The organism is Komagataeibacter melaceti, assembly GCF_003403295.1.
Lineage (GTDB): Bacteria > Pseudomonadota > Alphaproteobacteria > Acetobacterales > Acetobacteraceae > Komagataeibacter > Komagataeibacter melaceti.
In genome coordinates, this window is the sequence record NZ_QUWV01000029.1 from 51,381 (window position 1) to 69,296 (window position 17,916).

Consider the following 17,916-nt stretch of genomic DNA (forward strand, 5'->3'; position numbering starts at 1 on the left):
TCTGGTTCTTTCCATGCCCGGCATGGGAGTCGTTCCAGTCCTGTCTTAACCGGTTGATAACGTCTGTCGCGTTAAATCGTTTTCAGGATGATGAAACGAAAGAATGCACCGCCCCTCCACGGCGGCTGCGCGGATGGACAGATCCCGATGCGGATTTTCACCAGTTCTATAACCCTGCCTCCCCATGGCATGGGCCTGCCTGTCGCGGGATATGGCTCATGACGGGCAGCAGAACCGCAATGGCCGGGCATATCCCTCCGTTACGTCTGGCGGGAACGCCCGCGCGCCATCGTGCCGGATGTTGGAAATGACCATAAAGGTCGAGGCCCTGCCCCTCGAAGGGGTGCTGCTTGTGACACCGCCGCGTTTTGATGACTGCCGCGGTTTTTTCAGTGAAACATATAATGCCGCGTTATGGGCCGAAATCGGGATTACCGCGCCCTTCGTGCAGGATAATCACAGCCTGTCATGCCACAGGGATACGGTGCGCGGTCTGCACTGTCAGGTGCCGCCCTGCCCGCAGGGCAAGCTGGTGCGGTGCAGCCGGGGTGCGATATGGGATGTGGCCGTTGACGTGCGTGCCGGCTCACGCACCTTCGGGCAATGGGTTGCGGCAACCCTGAGTGCCGAAAATGGCAGCCAGCTCTGGATACCTCCGGGCTTCCTGCATGGTTTCTGCACCTTGGGCGAAAATACCGAGGTCCAGTACAAATGCACCGGCCTGTGGGACCGCGCCTGTGAACGGGTGGTGCGCTGGAATGATGAAACGCTGGGGATCGAATGGCCGGTAAGCGACCGGCAGGCCGTCCTGTCCGCGCGTGATGCCCAGGCGCCGCCTTTTTCCAGCGTGATAGACTGGTTTCAGTATCCATGAATCCGGCTGTCTTCCCCCTTTCCGTCCCCATGGGGTTCCGCCTTCTGGTCACGGGTGGTTCCGGGCAACTGGCCACCGCCCTGCGCCAGCGCGGCGGGGCGGCGGTCAGGGTGGTGGGACGACCGGAATTCGATTTTGCCCGGCCCGATACGGTCGTGCGCATCATGCAGGCGGTCCGGCCCGATCTGGTCATCAATGCGGCGGCATGGACCGCGGTGGATGCGGCGGAAGACCAGCCCGATCTTGCCCGGCAGGCCAATGCGGAGGGGCCGGGCCTGCTGGCATGGTTATGCGCAGGGCAGGCTGTGCCGATGCTGCATGTCTCGACGGATTATGTGTTCAGCGGCATGAAAGGCCAGCCCTATACCGAGTCCGATCCGGTCAGCCCGCGCAGTGTCTATGGCCGCACCAAGGCGGAGGGGGAAAGGGCGGTCCTGAATGCCTGCGCACAGGCCATGATCGTGCGCACGGCATGGGTATATGGCCCGACGGGGCGGAATTTCATCCGCACCATGCTTGATGCCGCCCGCAGGCATCCGCAACTCAGGGTTGTTGATGACCAGTGCGGCAACCCGACCTGCGCGGGCGATCTGGCCGCTGCCCTTCTGGGTATCGCGGCGCGGATACTGCATACCGGCTGGCAGCCGCATTATCGCGGGGTGTTCCATGCCGCGGGTGGTGGAAGCTGCACATGGCATGAACTGGCCTGCGCGGCGCTGGGGCATGCAACCCGCCATGGCGCCCCTGCCCCGCCGCCGGTCATGCCGATCACCACGGCGGACTGGCCCACGCCCGCCGCGCGCCCCATGGACGGGCGGCTTGACTGTTCGCGCCTGCGCCACGTCTTCGGGCTTGAACTGCCACACTGGCATGAAAGTATCGGCCCGGTGGTCGCGGCCATGGTGCGGCAGGACAGGCAGGTGCTTTCAGGCTGAATGGTCGAGTTCGTCCAGTTCGATCATCCCGGCCTCGCCGCTCTGTGGTGGGGGAATGACCGGCATGGCCTGTTCGGTCACCCTGTCGCCGGGGTGCAGCCGCCGGACCACGCTAAAGGCGGTCATGACCGCACAGGACCCGAACAGCACGCTGCCCAGAACCTGCCCCACCTGCACGCCCGCCGGCCCGAAATGCATGCCCATCCACACGAACGGTATGGTGCCCAGTGTCGCCCGCCCCCAGTTGAACAGGGTGGAGTAGAGCGGGAAACCAAGGTTGTTGAAGGCTGAATTGGCCACGAACAGCATGCCGATGAAGACGTAGCCCGCAATGGTCCAGTTACAGAATAGGTGGATCAGCATTGCCGCCGTGCCCTGTGCGGAGAACACCCGCACGACAATATCCTGCGTCAGGAACAGGATGGCCCACGTGGCCGCGACACAGGCCGCGACCAGCCATAGCGATGTCACTAGCGTCTCGCGCACCCGGTCCAGCTTTCCCGCCCCCAGGTTCTGCGACATGATCGGCCCGATTGATCCCGTCAGGGCGAAGACCACGGCGAAGGCGACGGGCACGATCCGCTCGATCGTCGCCTGCCCCGCAACCGCCGCCAGCCCGAAACCGGCCATGGCGTGGGTCACGAACACGCTGCCCACGGGTGTGGCCAGGTTGGTCAGGATCGCGGGCATGGCCACCTGTCCCACCAGCCTTGTATCCGACAGCACATGGGTCCGTATGGGCCGACCGAACAGCCCGTGGCTGCGCACGCAGCGAAAGCCGATCAGCGCCACGATCAGCCGGGACAGGATGGTGCTGATCGCAGCCCCCTTCAGCCCAAACCCCATGACAAGGATCAGCAGCGGGTCGGTAATGGCCGAGATGATCGCCCCCGTCAGGGTCACGTTCATGGATATCCGCGCAGCCCCTATGGCGCGCAGCAGGCCCGAACACCCCATGCCCACCGCGATGAGTGGCAACCCGGGCGAGACGATTTCCAGAAAGATGGTGGCCTGCCGCGCGGCTTCCCCCCGCGCGCCCAGCAGCCCCAGCAGCGGCCCGGCCAGCCACGCCGTGGCAAGGCCGATCAGCAGGCAGACCCCCAGCATGACAATACCGAAGGAGGACGCAACCCGCCGCGCCTGCTCGATCCGGCCCGCGCCGATCAGCCGCCCGGTAATGGCCCCGATCCCGATGGACAGCCCGATGGAGACGGCAATCTGTATGTAGCTTATGGCCCCCGCGAACCCGATGGCCGCCGTCTGGGCCGGATCGCCCAGCCACGAGATGTAGAACAGGTTGAGCAGATCGACGATAAAGACCGCCATGAGGCCAATGGCCCCCGTACCCGCCATGACGATAACGTGACGGGCGATGCGACCCGTGCAGAACGCGGCATGTGGTCGGTTTACGGGATTTCCCCCCATTCGGGTGTCCAGTCTGCTGTCGGTCAGGTGATCTGCACCTGCATGATGCGGGGCAATGAAAAGCGGCACAAGGGTCTTATATAGGCTGCTTTTTATAGTATGGCAGAAAAATGACGGCCTGTTCTGTATATACTGATTTCAAATTGTGCGGTGCAAAATAAAAATAATAATTGTGCAGCGCAAAAAAGTAAAAATACGATTTTTATTTATATTTATTGTTGACCTGTAAAGGCAGGGATGGCATACAGAATTACACGAAGCCGCTGGCTTCCATAAATACCAAGAACATCCGGTAAAAATTCCGGACAGGGCGCGATGCTACTGGCACCGACCTTTCACTGGCAGGGTCCCCATATGGGGGCCCTGTTTTTTTTCCATGGCTGTTTCAGTGGGGTGCCATCACGCTTTTACGTATCTGGCCCGGTCGGGTTTTCTCTACCCTGTGCTTTCCCGCATTGATCGGGGACCGTTCCGTTGAGGGAGAGAAGACAATGAGCAGACTGACTGCGGCCGAACGTGATGCCTTGCCCGATTCAGCCTTTGCCCTGCCGGGGCGGCGCTACCCCATACCCGATGCGACCCATGCGCGTGACGCGCTGGCCCGCGCCAGCGAAATGCTGCACCGGGGCGACCTGACACAGCAGGAATATGACACCGTGGTGGCCCGTGCCCACGCCGTGCTGGAAAATGAATAGCAGGCAGCCATGAAAAAAGGGGCGCGGGATAAACTCCCGCGCCCCTTTTTGCCGTCAGGAACCGTTCAGGTTCAGCCAGCCTTGTCCAGTTCGGCCTCAAGCTGCGGCAGGACCGTGAACAGGTCCCCCACAATACCGTAATCCGCCACCTGGAAGATCGGCGCCTCGGGGTCCTTGTTGATCGCAACGATGACCCGGCTGTCCTTCATCCCGGCCAGATGCTGGATCGCACCGGAAATGCCAAGGGCGATGTAAAGCTCCGGCGCCACGATCTTGCCGGTCTGGCCAACCTGGTATTCGTTGGGAACGAAACCGGCATCCACCGCCGCGCGCGATGCGCCAATGGCCGCGCCAAGCCGGTCGGCCAGCGGGTCGAGGAGCTTGAAGTTCTCCTCGTTCTGCATGCCGCGTCCGCCCGAGACCACAACGCGCGCGGATTCCAGCTCCGGGCGTTCGGACTGGGACAGTTCCGTGGAGATGAAGGTCGAGCCACCAGGACCGGCCGGCAGCGCCACTTCCTCGATCACGGCATTGCCGCCTTCGGCCGGGACCGGATCAAAGGCGGAGGCACGGACCGTGATCACCTTTTTCGCGTCAGCCGACTTCACCGTAGCCAGCGCGCTGCCCGCGTAGATGGGGCGGACAAAGGTGTCGGCGTCATTGACGGCGATGATATCGGGGATCGGCTGCACATCCAGCAGGGCGGCAGCACGCGGCAGCACGTTCTTGGATGTGGCAGACGATGCCGCGAGGATGTGCGTGTAACCCCCGGCAAGATCCGCCAGCAGGGCCGCCATCGGCTCGGCCAGTTCGCTGTTGCCGCTGGTGTCGGTGACCTGAAGCACCTTTTTCACGCCCGGGATGGCCGCCGCAGCCTTTGCCGCGTCAGCGCCGGTGACCAGCACATCGACATCACCCAGCTTGGCCGCCGCCGCAATGGCGGAGCGGGAGGCCTGCCGGATCACGCCATCATCATGATCCAGAAAAACAAGAACGGTCATGATCAGATCACCTTTGCTTCGTTGCGCAGACGCGAAACCAGTTCCGCAGCCGAGTCGAGCTTGACGCCAGCCTTGCGTTCCGGCGGCTCGGCAACCGAGATCACGCTCAGGCGCGGGGTCATGTCCACGCCCAGATCGGCTGGCGTGATTTTTTCCAGCGGCTTCTTGCGCGCCTTCATGATGTTGGGCAGCGAGGCGTAGCGCGGCTCGTTCAGGCGCAGGTCAGCCGTGATGATGGCGGGAAGCGCCAGCTTTACGGTCTGCAGGCCGCCGTCGATCTCGCGCGTGACGGTCACCGCGCCATCGGCCACTTCCACCTTGGAGGCGAATGTCGCCTGCGGGCGACCCAGCAGGCCCGCCAGCATCTGGCCGGTGGCGTTCATGTCATCATCAATGGCCTGCTTGCCCAGGATGACCAGATCCGGCTTTTCCTTTTCCACCAGTGCCTTGAGCACCTTGGCAACGGATAGCGGTTCCGTGACCGTGTCGGTTTCCACCAGAATGGAACGGTCCGCGCCCATCGCCATGGCCGTGCGCAGCGTGTCCTGCGCCTTGGCTTCCCCGATCGAGACCGCGACGATTTCCGTCACCACGCCTTTTTCCTTCAGGCGCACGGCTTCCTCAACCGCGATTTCATCAAACGGGTTGATGGACATCTTGAAGCCAGCGGTTTCAACACCGGAACCATCGGCCTTTACGCGTGCCTTGATGTTGTAATCAAGCACGCGCTTAACGGGTACAAGAACCTTCATTGCATATTTGCCTGTCTGTATTCGGATAAGGGCAATCTGTGTGGCAGCTACATACCGTACCTGCCGCCAGATTACATCCCGCCGGGATAGTTCGGGCCGCCTGCCCCCTCCGGTGTGGTCCAGTCAATGTTCTGGGCCGGGTCCTTGATGTCGCATGTCTTGCAGTGCACGCAGTTCTGCGCGTTGATCTGCAGGCGCGGGTCGGTGGCCTCATCCGCCACTTCATAGACACCCGCAGGGCAGTAACGGCTTTCCGGTGAGCGGAAGACATCCCAGTTCACCGTCTTCCACAGCGAGGTGTTGCGCACCTTCAGGTGGACGGGCTGGTCTTCCTCATGGTTGGTGGCGGACAGGAACACCGAGGAGAGGCGATCGAACGTGATCTTGCCATCGGGCTTGGGGTAGCTGATCTTGGGCGAGATCGAGGCTGGTTCCAGCGTCTCGTTGTCGCCATGGCGCGTATGCAGCGTCCACGGTGCGCGCCCGCGCAGCAGCATGGCGTCGATGCCTGCGTACAGCGCGCCCTTTTTCATGCCGAACCGGGCAAAGGCCGGGCGGATGTTGCGCACCGCGCGCAGTTCCTGCCACAGCCACGAATCCCGGATGCGCCGCGTATAGGAACCCGGTTCCACACGGTTCGTGGCCAGGGCTTCCGCCACGGCTTCGGCCGCCAGCATGCCGGACTTCATGGCAGTGTGGGTGCCCTTGATCTTGGGTACGTTCAGGAAGCCAGCCGTATCACCAATCAGCGCCCCGCCGGGGAAGGTCAGGCGCGGGATGGACTGGATGCCCCCTTCCGACAGCGCGCGCGCGCCATAGGCGACACGGCGGCCATTTTCAAAATAGGGGCGGAAGGACGGGTGCAGCTTCACGCGCTGCATCTCATCAAACGGGGAAAGCCAGGTATTGGGATAGTCCAGCCCGACCACGAAGCCGTAGGAGACGAGGTTCTCCCCGAAATGGTACATCCATGCCCCGCCATAGGTCCGGTCATCCAGCGGCCAGCCGAAGCTGTGCTGCACCAGGCCGGGGCGGTGCATTTCCTTGGGGATTTCCCACAGTTCCTTGATGCCGAGGCCATAGGTCTGGGGATCGACCCCCTTGCGCAGGTTGTACATGGCCGTGACCTGCTTGGTCAGCGAGCCACGGCAGCCTTCGGCAAACAGGGTGTATTTCGCGCGCAGTTCCATGCCCGGGGCATAGTTGCCGGTCGGCTCGCCATCGCGGCCGATGCCCATGTCGCCCGTTGCAACGCCGGTGACGCGGCCGCTGTCATCGACCAGCACCTCGGCGCCCGCGAAACCGGGATAGATTTCAACGCCCAGTTCCTCGGCCCGGCCGGCAAGCCAGCGGCACAGATCCCCAAGGCTTACGATGTAGTTGCCGTGGTTGCTCATGTGCGGCATCACACGTTCAAGGAAGGGAACCTCAAGCCCGCCGTCGCGTGTCAGGTAGAGCGCCTGCTCCTCCGTCACGGGGGTATCCAGCGGTGCGCCTTCCTCACGCCAGTGCGGCAGGAGTTCCTGCAGCGCGCGGGGTTCGATTACGGCGCCCGACAGGATATGCGCGCCGATCTCGCTGCCCTTCTCGATCAGGCAGACGCTGGCGTCCGGGGCAAGCTGCCGCAGCTTTATGGCCGCCGCCAGCCCCGATGGACCGCCGCCAACGATCACGACATCGAATTCCATAGTCTCGCGCTGGGTCTCGCTCATACCTCTGTTGTCCTCTTGCGTCATGACCGGGATGACATGGGATGAATGGGATTTCACCTTAACCGTACTGCTTCCTAGAGCCGTTTGGTCAGGGAATAAAGTCCCGTTGCGCATTCCGTTCCCGCCCGGCGCGCAGGACTTGTGGTCTCAGGCCGTGGCGGGCGGGTGGGCCAGTTCATCGGTCGCCAGCCATTCGGGGCCGACGTAATTGACAATCAGCGTGCGGCGCACGCCCGTCAGCGGGCGCGGCAGGAAGCCATGCCATGACCGGTCGGACGGAATGAACAGCAGGCCGGAATTGAACGCGCCCGATGCACGGGCCACCGGCGTGCCCTCCGCCGTCATGATGTCCGTGCCCCAGTCACCCGCATCCGCCCCCATGGAGAGCGAGACCAGCAGCGTCAGCCGCTTGGCCCCGATATCGGTATGGGGTTCAAGCCAGAACCCGTCCGTATCCAGGCACAGTTCCAGGCGCAGGGAAGCGCCCTCAAGCTCCGCATCGCAGCAGGAGGTGAACATTGCACGTGTCCGCGCATCCTCGAACAGGCGGGCAAGCTCATCCAGCGCCGGGTTGGTTGCGCGCAGTGCCGGGGTGATGAATAGCCGGCTGCCATTGCGCCCGGCGCGCTGCCCGCCACATTCCCCCCCGAGGAACCGTGTATCCGGCATCCACGTAACCAGCGCCGCGGCTACGGCGGCGGGCAGCACGTCGTGCATCTGCCAATGGGGGAATGGCCATGGCAGGACAGGGCTGGCGGCAAGGGCAGCAATGACATGGTTTGGTTGCATGGCCGGATGTTTTATCTGCTGGGTCCCGCGCGATTATCGCGCCGTGGCCGGATGAAGATGAGGGATGTAAGCGAATTACAGGGCGCTGGCATGGCGGGCGCTGCTCTGCGGTGACAGATAGCGGTCAAACACCGATGCAACATGCCGTACGAACGCGCGCCCTTTTTCCGTAACCTGCACATGCCGGGCGTCCATGTCCACCAGCCCGTCCTGCACCATGGGCACGAGGCGGGACAGTTCCGGGCCGAAACTGTTGGCGGGCAGGTGATATTCCGTAATGACCTGATCCACATCCACCTGCATCGTGCACATGAGCTGCTTGATGATGGCGGCGCGAACATGGTCATCGGGCGAGAGGCTGACCCCGCGCACGACCGGCAGCATGTCCGTCATTTCCGCCATCAGCCGGGCATAGGCCGCCGATGTGGTGGCGTTCTGCGTCATGCCATCGGGCAGGGAGGAAATGGCGGATGCGCCAATGCCGATCAGGGCGGGGGCGCTGTCGGTGGTGTAGCCCTGGAAATTGCGGTGCAGCGTACCGGATTCCATGGCGCGCGCCATGCTGTCATGTGGGCTGACATAATGGTCCAGCCCCACGGGCAGGAAACCTTCGCCACGCAGCACGGTGTCAATCGCGGCGCGCTGGGCAATACGTGCTTCCGGGCCGGGCAGTTCGCCCACCGGCATCAGGTTCTGGCGCTTCTGCTTCCACGGCACATGCGCATAGCCGAACACGGCCAGCCGGTCGGGGTGCAGGCTCGCCACCGCCCGCGCCGTGCGGGTGACGCTGTCGGTATCCTGCCGGGGCAGGCCGTAGATCAGGTCAATATTGATGGATTCCACCCCTGCATCGCGCAGGGCGTCGCGACAGGCGCGGGTCTGCTCCCAGCTCTGGATACGGCCGCAGGCGGTCTGCACGTTGGCATCCAGATCCTGCACACCCATGCTGGCGCGGTTGAAACCAAGCTCATGCAGCAGGGCGGGATATTCGGGCGGGAGATGACGGGGATCGACCTCGATGCTGATTTCCGCATCCGGGGCGATGACAAAATTCTGGCGTATGGCCTGCATGACGCGGCGCATCGCGCTGGCGGGGAGCGTGGTGGGCGTGCCGCCACCCCATTGCAGATGGGTGACATGGCGGCCGGGGCCGATCAGGGCCACGATCCGGCGCAGTTCCTCATGCAGCAGGGCGGCATAGGCCGCGCGTGCATCCGTATTGCGCAGCACGGCGGTATTGCACCCGCAGAACCGGCACAGCATGTCGCAGAAGGGAACGTGCAGATAAAGTGAAACCGGCTGTGACGCCGGCAGGGCGGAAAGCCATTTCCGGCTGTCCGCAGGTCCCACCGCATCGGAAAACTGAGCGGCGGTGGGATAGCTGGTGTAACGCGGCAGATTGCCACCGTAGCGCGAAAGCAGGGTGCTGTCTGCCGCGTTCATGCCATTAGAACCGGTAGGCGATACCAGCGGAAACGACGGTCGGGTCGAGCGAGTCGTGAGCCTTGACCTTCAGGCTTTCGTTGCTGTTCTCGGCCCATGCATGCATGCGCACGAACATCTGCTTCACGTCGAAGTTGAAGAACCAGTTGCCCACGAGCTGGTAATCCACACCGGCATTGATGGACGGGCCACCGGTGAAGCCGGAGTTCAGCTTGCTCAGGCCAAGCGCCTGGCTGCCGCTCATGTTGTGGAACCACATGAAGGTGCCACCCACGCCCACATACGGGTTCAGGCGCTTGTGCGGACGGAAATGCCACGCGACGGTGATCGTCGGCGGCAGAACCCATGCGCTGCCCACATCGGTCTTGCCATGACCGGATACGCCTGCCAGTGCGCCGCCATTGGCCTGTACTTCATGGCGGGTGCTGGTGGCGATCAGGTCAAGGGAGATGTTGTCGGTGACGAAGTATTCGAACGTCAGTTCCGGCATGACCTGGTTGGTGGTCTTGACGTGGGTGCCGTTCAGGGCGGTGTTGTTAAGGCCTAGAGAGCGAGCCGTTGCCCAGACCTTGCTGTCACGATCTTCCGGCAGCACGCCCACGGCGGACAGGCGGACCATGAAGTCACCCTTGCCCAGGCCGATCTTGGTGCTGGCGCAGGTCTGGAAAAGACCGCAATGACCCTTGGGCTGTGCCGGTGCAACCGGTGCTGCCAGCGGTGCGTTGACGTAGGTGGTGGGTGCTGCGGTCTGCGCCTGGACCGCGACCGGCGTCAGCGCCGCGGCGCCGAAAGCGGCCGACAGGGCGATGTTGCGAATGTTCTTCATCATGGGCAGACCTTAATTTTTCTCTCACGGGTAGAAGGTGAGAACGTTAAGAATATTCGAAGTGATTTGATCTGTGCAGAAATCACGCTCACCTAACATTCGGCTTTGATATGAATCAATCAAAGAGGGTGATCTATTTGCTTATCGCGCTCGATCCGGACTGTTCTTTCGGTGATGTGGCTTGTTGAACACAGTTTCAGGACCGTGTCCTCCTTGTTTGCCATGGGGTTACTATAGGAAAAAGTACGGATTGCCCGGCATCCCATCTCGCGCGCCAGTTTCTCCATGGCAGGGATCAGGGCGTCGATGATCTGCTGTTTGTGGGCGAAGGACAGGGCGATGATGTAATCGGCGCTCAGCGTATCGCCCGAGAACAGGTCGAACCCGCGGCGGAAGGTGGCCATGGCGCAGGGCGGCCGGGATTCCCCGTAATGGGCGACCAGTATCCCCTCACGCGCGCGCTTGCCCGCGCGTGCCATCCGTCGGCCGATGCGTGTCCATTCCCGCAGGCTTATATGCGGGAATGACAGCCGTATGAGGGGATACAGCAACGGAACATCCGCCGGAACCAGTCGTCTGACCAGAGGTGATGGGACGGCCTGCACGCGGCGTGGTTTCCTGTGGGTTGAGAAACTTCTCTTATGATGCTTACGGTATTTACCGAATGATCTATGGCGCAACGCATTGATTTACATCAATCCATCGGACATACTCGGTTCCGTTTGCGAATGATTTGCTGTGTTTTCAGGCGGCCCGCACCTGCCGACCCCATCCGTTACAGGCATGTCGGTCCCTGAAAGTAATTGGGAACAACCTATGTCGGATATGCCTTCGTGTCAGTTCGAGTCGCGGCCACGGCGTATCGTGATCGGGTCATCCGGCGTGCAGGCTGATTTCTGCGCCACCTGCGCCGTACGGCCAACCAGCGTCTGCAACGTGATCGCGCAGGCCGATATGGCCCGCCTGGCGGAAGCGGCGGTGGAAACCATCATTCCCCCCGGCCGTGGCTTTATCGAGGAAGGCGCCCCCGCCACCGATTTTTTCAACATAACCTCCGGCACCGCCAAGCTGTTCAAGGCCCTGCCGGACGGGCGGCGCCAGATTACCGGCTTTGCGGCGCCGGGGCATTTCCTGGGCCTTGCGGTGTCGGACAGTTACGCCTTCGGCGCGGAAGCGGTCGATACGGTGCGTGCGTGCCGCTTCTCGCGTGAGAAGATGGCCGAACTTCTGGACGATTTCCCCCGCCTTGAGCGTCGCCTGCTGGAAGAAGCCTCCAACGAACTGGTGGCGGCGCAGAACCAGATGCTGCTGCTGGGCCGCAAGACGGCGCGCGAGCGGGTGGCGAGTTTCCTGCTGGACCAGATGCGTGCGGGCATGCCGCTGGACCAGAACGGGCAGCGCGGCAGTCTTCACCTGCCCATGACGCGCGGCGACATTGCCGACTACCTTGGCCTGACCATCGAGACCGTCAGCCGCACGCTGAGCTGGATGCGCAGCCAGGGCATGATTGACGTCGGCAAGGGCTACGCCATCACCATCCGTGCCGCAGGCAGGCTCGATACACTGGCGGCGGGAAACAGCTAGTCCGGGTCCGGGTCGTTCCTGTCCGGGGTGGACGGGGCGTCATCTTCCGTGAAAAGCGGGTTCTGCGGTGTGGTCGTGCGTGTCGGGCCGCCGACGATGTGGCCGATGGGGGTCAGGAACTCCACATGGTCACAGATGATCTTGAAGACCGCGAGCAGCGGGACCGACAGGAAAGCCCCGAAAATCCCCCACAGCCAGTCCCAGAACATGAGCGAGGCCATGACCAGCACCGGGTTGAGCGTGAACCGGCGCGCCAGCACCATGGGGGTTATGGTCTCGCCTTCCGTCAGGTGGATGCACAGGTAGATGGCGGGCGGCAGGAGCGCCTGCCAGACGGATGGATAGACGAACAGCCCCACCAGAAAATAGATGATGATGCCCATCATGGGGCCGATGATGGGAATGTAGTTGAGCAGGAACGCCAGCACACCCCACAGCAGCGCGTTGGGCAGGCCCAGCAGCCAGCACTGCGCCATGTTCACCAGCCCGACCAGGCTGTTGATGATGGTGATGGTGGCCAGGTAGAGCGAAACATTACGCTCGATCTGGTAGGCGATCTGCACCGTGCGCCGCTTGTCGGCAAAGGTGGGCATGATCTCGACAAACCGCCGCAGCAGGCTGTCCCCCTGCGCGAGCAGGAAGAACAGCATCAGGATCATGGTGAAGAACTGGCCCATGAATGCCTGCGTGCCCAGCAGGATGGACGAGCTGAACCGGTCCAGCCCCCCGCCACCGGGGGAGGTGACGACGATCACATGCTCCCCCGTCGTCTCCATCGCCGGGGTGGCGTGGTCCAGCCGCCCGCCTGCAATGGTCATGAAATTTCGGATGCGGTCGGACGCGCTGGTCAGGAGCTGGAACGGCCCGCGCAGGAAGGCCAGCCGGTCGCGCAGGGTGTTGAGCGCATCGGGCGCGCGTTCCAGCCAGCCGGTGGCGGGCACGGAAATGGCGGTGCCCACCGCCCCCGCAATGCCGAAGACACACAGGATCAGGCACAGCGCCGCCAGCGGCTTGGGCATGTGCAGCCGGGTGTGCAGGAAGCGCATGGGGGTGGACAGCAGCAGGTTGACCACCAGCGCCAGGATCATGGGCAGGATGATGGCGGATGCGAAATACAGCGTATAGAAAACGGCCAGCACACTAAGCAGCAGCAGGCAGGCGGTGCGCGTGTCCATGCGGCTGTGACGCATGACCTCGATGGCGCGCTCCTGCTGTATTTCTTCGTAGGTTGGCGGGGCAGGCTCGATCTCGGGTGGCATCACTCAGGTCCTGGCTTGTACGGGCGTGGGCCAACAGCCGGATCATGTCCTGTGCCGGTGGTGGCCGGGGCCACGTTCACCCAGTCAGCAGAACTTCCGAAACTTTCCCCTGCATATCGTACCGATCCGCTCTTATGGGCGTATATGGCAGGCAGGACCAAGGATTTTGGCACATCCCCGCTACGCAGGGAGTGCAGGGGATCGTTTCGCACACGGGAACGTGAATGTTTAGGCGGCATCTGGCGGGGCACAAGGGTTGAAAGCGGTATTGGACAGGGGTCAAATACCGTATCGGGAAGGCTGCTGCCTTCTGGCATCGCAATCAATGGAGAATCCCATGGCCTGGAACACCCCCAAGATCGTTGAAGTCCCGCTGGGCGCCGAAATCAACAGCTACGTCTGCGGCGAAAAGAAGTAAGAAAAATTGCCGCCTGTCTCGCACAGGCGGCAATTTTCTTTTACAACCTGCGTCCATGATCGACATTATCGTTCTCGGCGCGGCAGCGGGCGGCGGGTTCCCCCAGTGGAACTCGAACGCTCCCGGTTGCAGGCGGGCCAGGGCCGGCGATCCAGCAGCCCCGCCCCGCACACAGGCTTCCATCGCCATTAGTGGCGACGGAAAGCATTGGTTCGTGGTCAACGCCTCCCCCGACCTGCGCACCCAGATCAACCAGACCCCTGCCCTGCACCCGCGGGAAGGGCTGCGCTCGACCCCTATTGCCGGTGTCATCCTGACGGGCGGGGAGATCGACGGTATTACCGGCCTGTTCACCCTGCGTGAAAGCCAGCCCTTTACCCTGCTGGCCACGGCCGAAGTGCTGTCCGTGCTGGACGCCAACCCCATATTTGAAGCCCTGAACCGCGAGATCGTGCCCCGCACGGCCATCGTGCCCGACGAGCCGTTTACCCTCAGGCTGACGGATGGTTCACCCGCGGGCCTGACCATCGTGCCCTTCGTGGTGCCGGGCAAGGTGCCGCTTTATGCCGAGTCCGGGCCGGACCCCGCCGCCATCTGTGAAAACGGGGAGACGGTGGGACTCGAAATATCCGATGGCCGCCACCGGGTCTGTTTCATTCCCGGCTGTGCGCGCATGACCGACAACCTGCGCGTGCGCCTGCGCGGGGCGGATGCCGTGTTCTTTGACGGCACGCTGTGGGTCGATGATGAAATGGTCCGCGCCGGGCTGGGGCAGAAGACCGGCCGCCGCATGGGCCACATGTCCATTGACGGCATGGACGGCACCGTCGCCGCCCTGCGTGATCTGGATATCGGGCGCAGGATTTTCATACATATCAACAACTCCAACCCTGTCCTTCTGGCGGATTCCCCCGAACGCGCCCAGGTCGAGGCCGCAGGGTGGGAAGTCTCCCATGACGGGATGAGGATTACCCTATGAGTGGACACCTGCTTTCCCCCGATGAACTTGAGGCCGCGCTGCGCGCCATCGGGGCGGAACGCTATCATAACCTGCACCCCTTTCACCGCGCCCTGCATGATGGCCGACTGAACCGTGCGCAGGTACAGGCCTGGGCGCTGAACCGCTATTATTACCAGGCCAGCATCCCGGCCAAGGACGCCACCCTGCTGGCCCGCCTGCCCACGGTGGAACTGCGCCGCGAATGGCGCCGCCGCATTGTGGACCATGATGGTGATGCACCGGGCACCGGCGGTGTCGAGCGCTGGCTCAGGCTGACCGACGGGCTGGGGCTGGACCGTGGTTATGTCGAGTCCCTCGAAGGGCTGCTGCCCGCGACCCGCTTCGCGGTGGATGCCTATGTGGCGTTCGTGCGTGACCGCTCCATTCTGGAAGGTATCGCCTCCTCCCTGACCGAACTGTTCTCGCCCACCATCATAAGCGAGCGCGTGGCGGGGATGCTCCAGCACTATGACTTCATTACGTCCGAAACGCTGGCCTATTTCCACCCGCGTTTGACACAGGCCCCGCGTGATTCCGATTTCGCGCTGGCCTATGTGAAGGAACATGCTCGCACTCCCGAACAGCAGAAGGCGGTGCTGGACGCCCTCAACTTCAAGTGTGGCGTGCTGTGGGCCATGCTGGATGAGCTGGAATACGCTTATGTCACGCCGGGCCGCATTCCCCCCGGTGCCTTCCGCCCGGATGCGGCATGACCGCCAGCCTGGCAGATAACAGCGTCATCCGTTTCGCGCGCGGGGTGCGGCTCCAGCATGACCGCGTGCGTGACCGCTGGATCATCCAGGCGCCCGAGCGTGCCTTCATTCCCGATCCCGTCGCGACGGAAGTGCTGAAGCTGGTTGATGGCAGCCGCACGCTTGGCCAGATCGTAACCGAACTGGCCGGCCGGTTCACGGCCCCCGTTGACGTGATCGGGCGCGATGTCCATGTCATGGTCACCGACCTCATTACCAGGCAGGTACTGACGGCATGACAGACACCGTTCTTCCTCCCATGAGCCTTCTGGCGGAACTGACGCATCGCTGCCCGTTGCAGTGCCCGTACTGTTCCAACCCGCTGGCGCTGGAACCGCGGGCCACCGAACTCGCCACGGATGAGTGGATCAGCGTGCTGGACCAGGCGGCGGAAATGGGGGTGCTTCAGGTCCATTTCTCCGGCGGGGAGCCGATGAGCCGCCCCGACCTGCCCGCTCTGGTCCGGCATGCGGTGGGACTTGGGCTTTATACCAACCTCATTACATCCGGCGTGCTGCTCAACGCCACGACCTTTCCCGTGCTGGTGGAAGCCGGGCTGGATCATGTCCAGCTCTCCTTTCAGGACATCGACACGGCCAATGCCGAGCATGTAGGCGGCATGAAGGGTGCGCAGGCCCGCAAGCTGGAAGCCGCGCGGCTGGTGGTGTGCGAAGGCATGCCGCTGACACTCAATTTCGTCATCTACCGCGAAAATGCCGAACGCGTGCCCCAGATGCTGGAAGCCGCAGTCGCCATGGGTGCGCGCCGTGTCGAGATCGCGCATACGCAGTACTATGGCTGGGGTCTGGTCAACCGTGCGGCTCTCATGCCCACGGCCGAACAGCTTGAAATGACAACGCGGGCGGTGGACGCCGCGCGGGAGAAATACGCGGGCACGCTCACCATAGACTACGTGACCCCCGATTATTACGCCGACCGGCCCAAGCCCTGCATGGGCGGCTGGGGGCGGCGGTTCATCAACATCACGCCCTCGGGCCGCGTGCTGCCGTGCCATGCGGCGGAAACGATCCCCAATGTGGCCTTCCCCAATGTGCGTGAGGGGATGCTGGCGGATATCTGGCGTGATTCGCCGCTGTTCAACATGTTCCGTGGCACGGACTGGATGCCCGAGCCGTGCCGGAGCTGTGACGAGCGTGAAAAGGACTGGGGCGGCTGCCGCTGTCAGGCGCTTGCGCTGGCGGGGAACGCGGCCGTGACCGATCCGGTCTGCGCCCTGGCGCCCGACCATGACAAGGTGGTGGAGGCCATCAGTTCCCTGCCTGCCGAACCTCCGCCCTTCCGTTACCGGCGCTATGCCCGGGCTATGGATGAGGTCGGCTGACCTCCGGCCTGATTTCCACACGCGGCAGGCAGATCACGAAGCGCGCGCCCAGCACCCGCCCGCTGGCGTCCATGCGGTTTTCAGCACTGATGGTGCCGCGCAGGGCCTCGATGATCTGCCGGCTTATGGACAGGCCAAGCCCGGAATGCTGGCCGAAATTCTCGCTGCTAGGCCGTTCCGAATAAAAACGGTCGAATATGTTGTCGAGCTTGGCCTGCGGGATGCCGGGGCCTTCGTCATTGACCGCGATCTCCACCATGCCGCCCGCGGGCACGGCGGTCAGCAGGATCTGGCCATCCGGCGGGGAAAACGAGATGGCGTTCCCGATCAGGTTGCGCAGCACCTGCACCAGCCGGTCCTCCACCGCCATGACGGCCAGCCGCCGTTCCGGGCTGTCCCCGCTGCTGGCCACCACCATGATCGGCTGGCCGGGCCTGCGCGTGGCCTGATGGATCTCCGCCAGTACCGATAGCAGGGGCACGATGGCCACCGGCTCGGCCCGCGTGCGTGACAGTTCCGCATCCACACGGCTGGCGTCGGAAATATCGGTAATCAGCCGGTCGAGTCGGCATACATCGGCATTGATGATGGACAGCAGGCGCTGTTGGCGTTCGGGGTCATCAATGCGCAGCAGGCTTTCAATGGCCGAACGGATGGATGAGAGTGGGTTCTTGATTTCATGGCTGACATCGGCAGCAAAGCGTTCGATCGCGTCCATGCGCGCCCACAGGGCGCTGGCGCTGTCCTGCAGCGCGCGGGCGACTTCACCAATCTCGTCACGGCGCGCCAGCAGGCGTTCGGGCACCATGTCCGTCCGGTCGGCGGATTCACGCATGGTATGGGCCGAGGCCGCCAGCCGCAGCAGCGGCCGCGCAATGGTCAGCGACAGGTACCATGACAGCAGGATGGTCAGTGCCAGCGCCATGAGGAACAGCGACAGGATGGAAGAGCGCACCGCGAACAGCGAGCGGTCAACATCCCGTGCCTCGCGCGTGAGCTGGATGATTCCCACTGTGGTCCGCCCGTCATGCATGACGGGTTCCGCCACCGTGACCATCAGGTGATGGTGGGCGTTGCGGCGGATATAGGGCGGAATTTCCATGACCCGC

The 17,916-nt window shown here is 63.2% G+C and carries 19 protein-coding genes; 9 read left to right on the top strand and 10 right to left on the bottom strand.

Annotation, left to right across the window (positions count from 1 at the left end; all coding sequences use genetic code 11):
• Positions 1 to 313 precede the first annotated feature (313 nt).
• Both rfbC and rfbD read left to right on the top strand, forming a co-directional pair.
• Positions 314 to 874 (top strand): dTDP-4-dehydrorhamnose 3,5-epimerase, encoded by a 561-nt coding sequence (gene rfbC / locus DY926_RS03860; RefSeq protein WP_116702180.1) that lies wholly within the window; start codon positions 314 to 316, stop codon positions 872 to 874.
• A complete protein-coding gene (gene rfbD, locus DY926_RS03865; RefSeq protein ID WP_241503045.1) occupies positions 871 to 1,809 on the top strand; it encodes a dTDP-4-dehydrorhamnose reductase in 939 nt (312 codons plus the stop codon). The genes rfbC and rfbD overlap by 4 nt, the downstream gene beginning before the upstream one ends.
• On the opposite strand, the gene DY926_RS03870 is transcribed toward rfbD, so the two are convergent.
• Positions 1,801 to 3,234, bottom strand: a complete 1,434-nt coding sequence (locus DY926_RS03870) for an MATE family efflux transporter (RefSeq protein ID WP_116702161.1) — start codon at positions 3,232 to 3,234, stop codon at positions 1,801 to 1,803. The two genes, rfbD and DY926_RS03870, sit on opposite strands and share 9 nt — an antisense overlap.
• A 491-nt stretch (positions 3,235 to 3,725) precedes the next feature.
• Here DY926_RS03870 and DY926_RS03875 point away from each other — a divergent pair, with 491 nt between their 5' ends.
• Entirely contained in the window at positions 3,726 to 3,929 is a 204-nt protein-coding gene (locus DY926_RS03875; RefSeq protein ID WP_116702162.1) for a hypothetical protein, read from the top strand.
• 71 nt (positions 3,930 to 4,000) lie between these two features.
• Here DY926_RS03875 and DY926_RS03880 read toward each other — a convergent pair whose 3' ends face one another.
• The 7 genes from DY926_RS03880 to DY926_RS03910 all read right to left on the bottom strand — a co-directional run bounded on the left by DY926_RS03880 (position 4,001) and on the right by DY926_RS03910 (position 11,003).
• Entirely contained in the window at positions 4,001 to 4,930 is a 930-nt protein-coding gene (locus DY926_RS03880) for an electron transfer flavoprotein subunit alpha/FixB family protein (RefSeq protein WP_116702163.1), read from the bottom strand.
• A 2-nt stretch (positions 4,931 to 4,932) separates the two neighbouring features.
• Positions 4,933 to 5,682, bottom strand: coding sequence for an electron transfer flavoprotein subunit beta/FixA family protein (locus tag DY926_RS03885; RefSeq protein WP_116702164.1), 750 nt, complete (start codon positions 5,680 to 5,682; stop codon positions 4,933 to 4,935).
• Between the two features lie 71 nt (positions 5,683 to 5,753).
• Entirely contained in the window at positions 5,754 to 7,394 is a 1,641-nt protein-coding gene (locus tag DY926_RS03890; RefSeq protein ID WP_116702165.1) for an electron transfer flavoprotein-ubiquinone oxidoreductase, read from the bottom strand.
• A gap of 147 nt (positions 7,395 to 7,541) precedes the next feature.
• Positions 7,542 to 8,183: a 2OG-Fe(II) oxygenase family protein gene (locus DY926_RS03895; RefSeq protein WP_116702166.1), complete on the bottom strand. Its 642-nt coding sequence runs from the start codon at positions 8,181 to 8,183 to the stop codon at positions 7,542 to 7,544.
• 75 nt (positions 8,184 to 8,258) lie between these two features.
• Complete coding sequence (gene hemN / locus DY926_RS03900; protein WP_116702167.1) at positions 8,259 to 9,626, bottom strand: oxygen-independent coproporphyrinogen III oxidase; 1,368 nt, start codon at positions 9,624 to 9,626, stop codon at positions 8,259 to 8,261.
• Between the two features lie 4 nt (positions 9,627 to 9,630).
• Positions 9,631 to 10,452: an OmpW/AlkL family protein gene (locus DY926_RS03905; RefSeq protein WP_116702182.1), complete on the bottom strand. Its 822-nt coding sequence runs from the start codon at positions 10,450 to 10,452 to the stop codon at positions 9,631 to 9,633.
• A gap of 119 nt (positions 10,453 to 10,571) precedes the next feature.
• On the bottom strand, positions 10,572 to 11,003 hold the full coding sequence (locus tag DY926_RS03910) for a hypothetical protein (RefSeq protein ID WP_241503046.1): 432 nt from the start codon (positions 11,001 to 11,003) through the stop codon (positions 10,572 to 10,574).
• 265 nt (positions 11,004 to 11,268) lie between these two features.
• Between DY926_RS03910 and DY926_RS03915 the strand changes: the two genes are divergently transcribed.
• A complete protein-coding gene (locus DY926_RS03915) occupies positions 11,269 to 12,036 on the top strand; it encodes a Crp/Fnr family transcriptional regulator (RefSeq protein ID WP_116702168.1) in 768 nt (255 codons plus the stop codon).
• On the opposite strand, the gene DY926_RS03920 is transcribed toward DY926_RS03915, so the two are convergent.
• Positions 12,033 to 13,295 (bottom strand): AI-2E family transporter, encoded by a 1,263-nt coding sequence (locus tag DY926_RS03920; protein WP_241503047.1) that lies wholly within the window; start codon positions 13,293 to 13,295, stop codon positions 12,033 to 12,035. The two genes, DY926_RS03915 and DY926_RS03920, sit on opposite strands and share 4 nt — an antisense overlap.
• A 337-nt stretch (positions 13,296 to 13,632) precedes the next feature.
• On the opposite strand from DY926_RS03920, the gene pqqA reads away from it, so the two are divergent.
• From pqqA to pqqE, 5 genes are read left to right on the top strand one after another with little or no spacing between them, the layout of a single operon-like run.
• Positions 13,633 to 13,713, top strand: coding sequence for a pyrroloquinoline quinone precursor peptide PqqA (gene pqqA, locus DY926_RS03925; RefSeq protein WP_010508617.1), 81 nt, complete (start codon positions 13,633 to 13,635; stop codon positions 13,711 to 13,713).
• Positions 13,714 to 13,768: 55 nt separating this feature from the next.
• Entirely contained in the window at positions 13,769 to 14,692 is a 924-nt protein-coding gene (pqqB, locus tag DY926_RS03930; protein WP_116702169.1) for a pyrroloquinoline quinone biosynthesis protein PqqB, read from the top strand.
• The gene (gene pqqC, locus DY926_RS03935; protein WP_116702170.1) at positions 14,689 to 15,426 is read left to right on the top strand and encodes a pyrroloquinoline-quinone synthase PqqC; all 738 of its coding nucleotides are present in this window, start codon (positions 14,689 to 14,691) and stop codon (positions 15,424 to 15,426) included. Before pqqB ends, pqqC begins: the two co-directional genes overlap by 4 nt.
• Complete coding sequence (pqqD, locus tag DY926_RS03940; RefSeq protein WP_116702171.1) at positions 15,423 to 15,704, top strand: pyrroloquinoline quinone biosynthesis peptide chaperone PqqD; 282 nt, start codon at positions 15,423 to 15,425, stop codon at positions 15,702 to 15,704. The genes pqqC and pqqD overlap by 4 nt, the downstream gene beginning before the upstream one ends.
• Positions 15,701 to 16,807 (top strand): pyrroloquinoline quinone biosynthesis protein PqqE, encoded by a 1,107-nt coding sequence (gene pqqE / locus DY926_RS03945; protein ID WP_116702172.1) that lies wholly within the window; start codon positions 15,701 to 15,703, stop codon positions 16,805 to 16,807. The genes pqqD and pqqE overlap by 4 nt, the downstream gene beginning before the upstream one ends.
• Here pqqE and DY926_RS03950 read toward each other — a convergent pair.
• A partial coding sequence (locus tag DY926_RS03950) for a sensor histidine kinase (RefSeq protein ID WP_148707737.1) occupies positions 16,788 to 17,916 on the bottom strand: 1,129 nt, incomplete at its 5' end. The two genes, pqqE and DY926_RS03950, sit on opposite strands and share 20 nt — an antisense overlap.